The organism is Sphingorhabdus sp. (assembly GCF_044239005.1).
GTDB lineage: Bacteria > Pseudomonadota > Alphaproteobacteria > Sphingomonadales > Sphingomonadaceae > Sphingorhabdus_B.
Window position 1 is genome coordinate 1 of record NZ_JBIICH010000151.1, and the last position, 4,439, is coordinate 4,439.

A 4,439-nucleotide genomic window follows, 5' to 3' on the forward strand; every position below is an offset into this window, starting at 1 on the left:
CCTAACAAAAGGTTAAAGTCTGATCATGATGAAAAGAAGATTAGTTGGTCATAACGAAGCTGCCCGCCATCCCCTTCGGCGGATGCTTCCCGCACCGCAGATGGCGCACGCCGTCATCGCGCCACGCCCGATATCGTGGTGGCGCAGGGAGGATACGCATTTGTTTATGCTCAGCTTCAGTGCGTTTTTTGTCTCAATAACGAGCTTTATCGCCTGATTTTTAGGCGACGACGGGGTCGCTCGCCTTGTGCAGCTTCCAAGAAATCCATGCCGAAACAAGGCAGGCCGCAGCAATCATGAACAGCGTGTCGGGAATGCTCACACCTGCGCTGACGAGCAGGCTGTAAATGACAGCGCCGATCACCATTGCGCCGGAATTCACGATGTTATTGGCGGCAATGGTGCGGGCGGTTTGCGACTTTGCAACCGTCGTTGTCAGAAACGCGTAGAGCGGGACGACAAACATGCCCCCCGCGATGGAAATACCCAGAAGATCGACAATCATACGCTCGCCATAGCCTAGCGTCAGAAACTGCCACCAATCTATCAGCTCTGACCCGATGGGTTGCCAGTGGCTGACCGTCCACCACAGATCCAGGACGAACAAACCCATTATGATGACTGAAATCGGCGCATATTTGGCGGACACTGTGCCATTTAGCATGCGGTTGACGGCGACTGAACCAATGGCGATGCCGATGGAGAAAAACGCGGTAAACAAGGTCGCGACAGTGTTGTCGCCGCCGATTGCGTTTTTGACCATGGGCGGGAAAATTGACCCAAGGACAGCGCCTACGCCCCAGAAAAAGCTGATTGCCATGATCGCCAAAAACAGGCGGGGTATGTGCATGGTGTCGCGCACCAGTCGCCAGCTGCTGCGAAAGATGTTCCAGTCCATTTTGGCGGTTGGAGCATCGCTTTCGGGCGGTGCAAGCGGAACAGATTGCGCGGTCACGCGTCCGATGATGGCAACGAGGATAATCCCTACGCCGGCAATCTTTCCGGGAATGATCCCGCCCGCAATCGTCCCACCCAAGATGGCGAGATAGGTCCCAGCTTCGACAAGGCCCGTTCCGCCCAAAACCTCATCTTCTTTAAGATGCTGGGGCAAAATCGCATATTTAATTGGGCCAAAGAAGGTGGAATGCACGCCCATTGCGAACAATGCGACGAGCATCATCGGTATGTTGTGCAGGTAAATACCCGCTGCACCGAAGATCATGATAAAAATCTCGGCTGTCTTGACCATGCGAATGACGCGCGTCTTTTCAATGGTATCGGCCAATTGCCCCGCAAGCGCGGAAAACAGGAAAAAGGGTAATATGAACAGCGCGCCCGCGATGGCGTTAAAATTCGCTTCTTGGGTCGGGTCCGAATAGATTTCGTATGTCACCAAGATAACCATGGCCATCTTGTAAAAATTGTCGTTGAAGGCATTCAGGAACTGGGTGACGAAAAGCGGCAAAAATCTGCGCTTGTTCAACAGGGACATTGTCGTAGCCATTGGTTTTTGCACTTCCCATGCGGACGGTATCGGAGCCTTAGCGTTCCCGCCCTATCATGGCAAAGTGCATTTCATGTGACGGTGAAATAGCCGCGTGATTTTGCTGGCACATCGCGCTATTGCTATTGGATGCTTAGCTTACCCAACCTCCTGACCTTGTCGCGCATTCTTGCTGTGCCCATCCTCGTCTTTTTGCTGTGGCCCGGCGCCAAGCAGATAGGCATTCAACCGGTGCCGCTGGATTATGGCTTTGCATTCATATTGTACTGCCTGATGGGGATTACCGATTATTTCGATGGCTATCTTGCGCGGGCGCAGGGGACAGTGTCGAAATTGGGCGTTTTCCTTGATCCCATCGCCGATAAGATCATGGTAGCCGCTGTCATTTTGATGCTGGTGTTCACGCGCGATGTCGACGGTTGGCATGTTATTGCTGCCCTCATCATTTTACTGCGTGAAATGATCGTATCGGGCCTGCGCGAATTTTTGGCTGGCCTGCAGATTTCGGTACCGGTTTCGAAACTCGCCAAATGGAAGACGACGTTTCAGCTTGTTTCGCTCGGCGGCATCATTTTAGCGGGCGCCTTGCCTGATTGGATGTTGTTGAAGCAAGCCGCGCTGGCGCTGCTGTGGATCGCCGCGGTGCTGACCATGATTACCGGCTGGGATTATTTGCGCGTCGGCATAAAGCATATGGATTGACCGCATGAGGCTGGTCTATTTTGCGGCGGTTCGCGAGGCCATTGGTGTGGCCTCCGAAACATGTGATCTGCCGGCACATGTGCGCAATATTCATGACGCCATTGACTGGCTGGCCGGTCAGTCATCCGGTCATGCGCTGGCCTTTCAAGATAAGGCGCGGCTTCGTTTTGCTTTGGACCAAGATATGGTGCCATTGGATGCCGCGCTTGGCGATGCACATGAGCTTGCAATTTTCCCGCCAGTGACCGGCGGATGAAACGCGTCCTTATCAGCGACGAGCCGATCAGCGCGGAGGTTGCACTGGCGGGGCTGAGCGATTTGGGGGGCGGTGCTGTATCCAGTTTTACCGGCATATCGCGGGACGATGGCGGCGTGACCGCGATTGAGCTTGAGCATTATCCCGGCATGACGGAATCAAGCCTGCTGCGGTTAATCGATGAAGCCTTTGCCCGCTGGGCATTGCTTGGCGCGGCGATTGTGCACCGGATTGGGCGCGTTGCGGTGGGCGAACCCGTGGTCGTTGTCGGCGCAGCGTCGCGGCACAGGGCAGACGCGCTTGAGGCCACGGCGTTTCTCATTGACCGGCTTAAAACAGACGCGCCATTTTGGAAGAAAGAGCATTATGCAGATGGCACGTCCGTTTGGGTTGATGCCAAATCCAGCGACGACGACAGGTCTTCACGCTGGGCCTAACGGCTCCGGTTGCGGATCGGCGGTTACGTTATGTGCAGTTCCCGCAGGGACTCCGCAAGCAATTCGAACTCCTCACGGCGCGGGCTGTTGGTTCGCCAAATCAGCGCAATTTCCCGGCTCGCATGCTCCGCATTCAATGGCCGCGCCTGAACGTCGGTTCCGTTCAATAGGCCAGCCGCGACGGCCATCTCGGGAATGATGGTTAGGCCCAAGCCATTGTCGACCATCTGCACAAGCGTGTGCAGCGATGTACCCAGCATCATGGCCGTGGCGCGCAGTTCCGGTCTGTTACAGGCAGCCAGTGCGTGGTCCTTCAGACAATGGCCATCGACCAATAACAAAAGCCTGTTTTCATCAATCAGTTCAGGTTCAATGCTTTCGGGTGGGTCGCGCGGGTCATCCAATGGAAAGGCCACATATAACGCGTCGTTAAACAGATGCGCTTTTTCGACATCGCCCGCCGGGAAGGGAAGCGCCAGCAGGACACAGTCAACCTGACCATGGTGCAATGCTTCGACCGCAGCTGCGCTCGCTTCCTCCCGCAGGTACAACTTCAAATCGGGATATTTCTTGCGCAGTGCCGGTAACAACTTCGGCAACAGGAATGGCGCAATCGTGGGGATGACGCTCATGCGCAAATCATCCGCAAGTGGCTTGCCTGCGGAACGCGCCATTTCGGCGAGCTCTTCCGCCTCACGTAAAATGCGGTGCGCCTTGGTGACCATCTTGTTGCCCAGCGGCGTAAAGCGGACGACGCGCCGCGTGCGTTCCACGAGCATCAGGCCAAGCAGCGACTCCAGCTCGCGTATCCCAGCGGACAGCGTGGACTGTGTCACAAAGCAGGATTCCGCGGCTTTACCGAAATGGCCATGCTCCTGAAGCGCGACCAGATATTGCAGCTGTTTCAATGTTGGAAGATAGGTGCTCATAAATCGACCCCGTTTATTATTATGGGCCATATAATCGTTTTTACCGATGATTCTAGCAATATTTAGCGAAAAGGTTCATAGTTTGCTGGAAATGCCCGTTTGAAAGTCTTAGCTTAGATGCTCAACGGTCCCAGTAGGGACGTCAGGGTCATCTATGTTCATTTCAAATCTCATCGAATATCTCGACTCGATTAAAGAACGCGATCCTGCGCCGCGCTCACGCTGGGAGATATTGCTCTACCCTGGCGTATGGGCCGTGGGTTATCACCGCGTCGCCCATTGGCTGTTCCTTGGCCAGATGTTCTTTCTTGCGCGGTTGGTGAACCATTTCGCCCGGTTCCTAACGGGCATAGACATCCACCCCGGCGCCAAAATTGGGAGCAATTTCTTCCTCGACCATGGTTTCAGCGTGATTGGTGAAACGGCCGAGATTGGCGACAATGTCACCATGTACCAGAACGTCACATTGGGTGGCACCAACCCGACCAACGGGATGGCGGGCAAACGGCACCCGACGATATTGGACAATGTTATCATTGGATCAGGTGCACAGATTCTTGGCCCAATTACAGTGGGCGAACGCGCGCGCATTGGCGCTGCTGCCGTGGTGA

The 4,439-nt window shown here is 54.9% G+C and carries 6 protein-coding genes; 4 read left to right on the forward strand and 2 right to left on the reverse strand.

Translation table 11 applies throughout. The annotated features are described in order from the left end of the window. Positions 1-220: 220 nt before the first annotated feature. Entirely contained in the window at positions 221-1,504 is a 1,284-nt protein-coding gene (locus ACILQA_RS10070) for an MFS transporter (RefSeq protein ID WP_395629571.1), read from the reverse strand. A 129-nt stretch (positions 1,505-1,633) separates the two neighbouring features. Here ACILQA_RS10070 and pgsA point away from each other — a divergent pair, with 129 nt between their 5' ends. Genes pgsA through ACILQA_RS10085 form a run of 3 tightly spaced genes read left to right on the forward strand, consistent with a single transcriptional unit; the run spans position 1,634 to position 2,899 of the window. After that, complete coding sequence (pgsA, locus tag ACILQA_RS10075) at positions 1,634-2,206, forward strand: CDP-diacylglycerol--glycerol-3-phosphate 3-phosphatidyltransferase (protein ID WP_333569720.1); 573 nt, start codon at positions 1,634-1,636, stop codon at positions 2,204-2,206. Positions 2,207-2,210: 4 nt separating this feature from the next. Continuing rightward, the gene (locus tag ACILQA_RS10080) at positions 2,211-2,462 is read left to right on the forward strand and encodes a MoaD/ThiS family protein (protein ID WP_395629572.1); all 252 of its coding nucleotides are present in this window, start codon (positions 2,211-2,213) and stop codon (positions 2,460-2,462) included. Then, positions 2,459-2,899: a molybdenum cofactor biosynthesis protein MoaE gene (locus tag ACILQA_RS10085; RefSeq protein WP_395629573.1), complete on the forward strand. Its 441-nt coding sequence runs from the start codon at positions 2,459-2,461 to the stop codon at positions 2,897-2,899. The genes ACILQA_RS10080 and ACILQA_RS10085 overlap by 4 nt, the downstream gene beginning before the upstream one ends. Positions 2,900-2,922: 23 nt before the next feature. On the opposite strand, the gene ACILQA_RS10090 is transcribed toward ACILQA_RS10085, so the two are convergent. Further along, positions 2,923-3,828, reverse strand: coding sequence for a hydrogen peroxide-inducible genes activator (locus ACILQA_RS10090; protein WP_333569717.1), 906 nt, complete (start codon positions 3,826-3,828; stop codon positions 2,923-2,925). A gap of 154 nt (positions 3,829-3,982) precedes the next feature. Here ACILQA_RS10090 and epsC point away from each other — a divergent pair. Beyond that, the coding region (gene epsC / locus ACILQA_RS10095; RefSeq protein WP_395629574.1) for a serine O-acetyltransferase EpsC at positions 3,983-4,439 on the forward strand (457 nt) is incomplete at its 3' end.

Excerpts from the sequence above, each read along its gene's own strand:
- ACILQA_RS10080 (WP_395629572.1), top strand. The coding sequence starts at position 2,211 with ATGAGGCTGGTCTATTTTGCGGCGGTTCGCGAGGCCATTGGTGTGGCC.
- ACILQA_RS10085 (WP_395629573.1), top strand. The coding sequence starts at position 2,459 with ATGAAACGCGTCCTTATCAGCGACGAGCCGATCAGCGCGGAGGTTGCA.
- pgsA (WP_333569720.1), top strand. The coding sequence starts at position 1,634 with ATGCTTAGCTTACCCAACCTCCTGACCTTGTCGCGCATTCTTGCTGTG.
- ACILQA_RS10070 (WP_395629571.1), bottom strand. The coding sequence starts at position 1,504 with ATGGCTACGACAATGTCCCTGTTGAACAAGCGCAGATTTTTGCCGCTT.
- ACILQA_RS10090 (WP_333569717.1), bottom strand. The coding sequence starts at position 3,828 with ATGAGCACCTATCTTCCAACATTGAAACAGCTGCAATATCTGGTCGCG.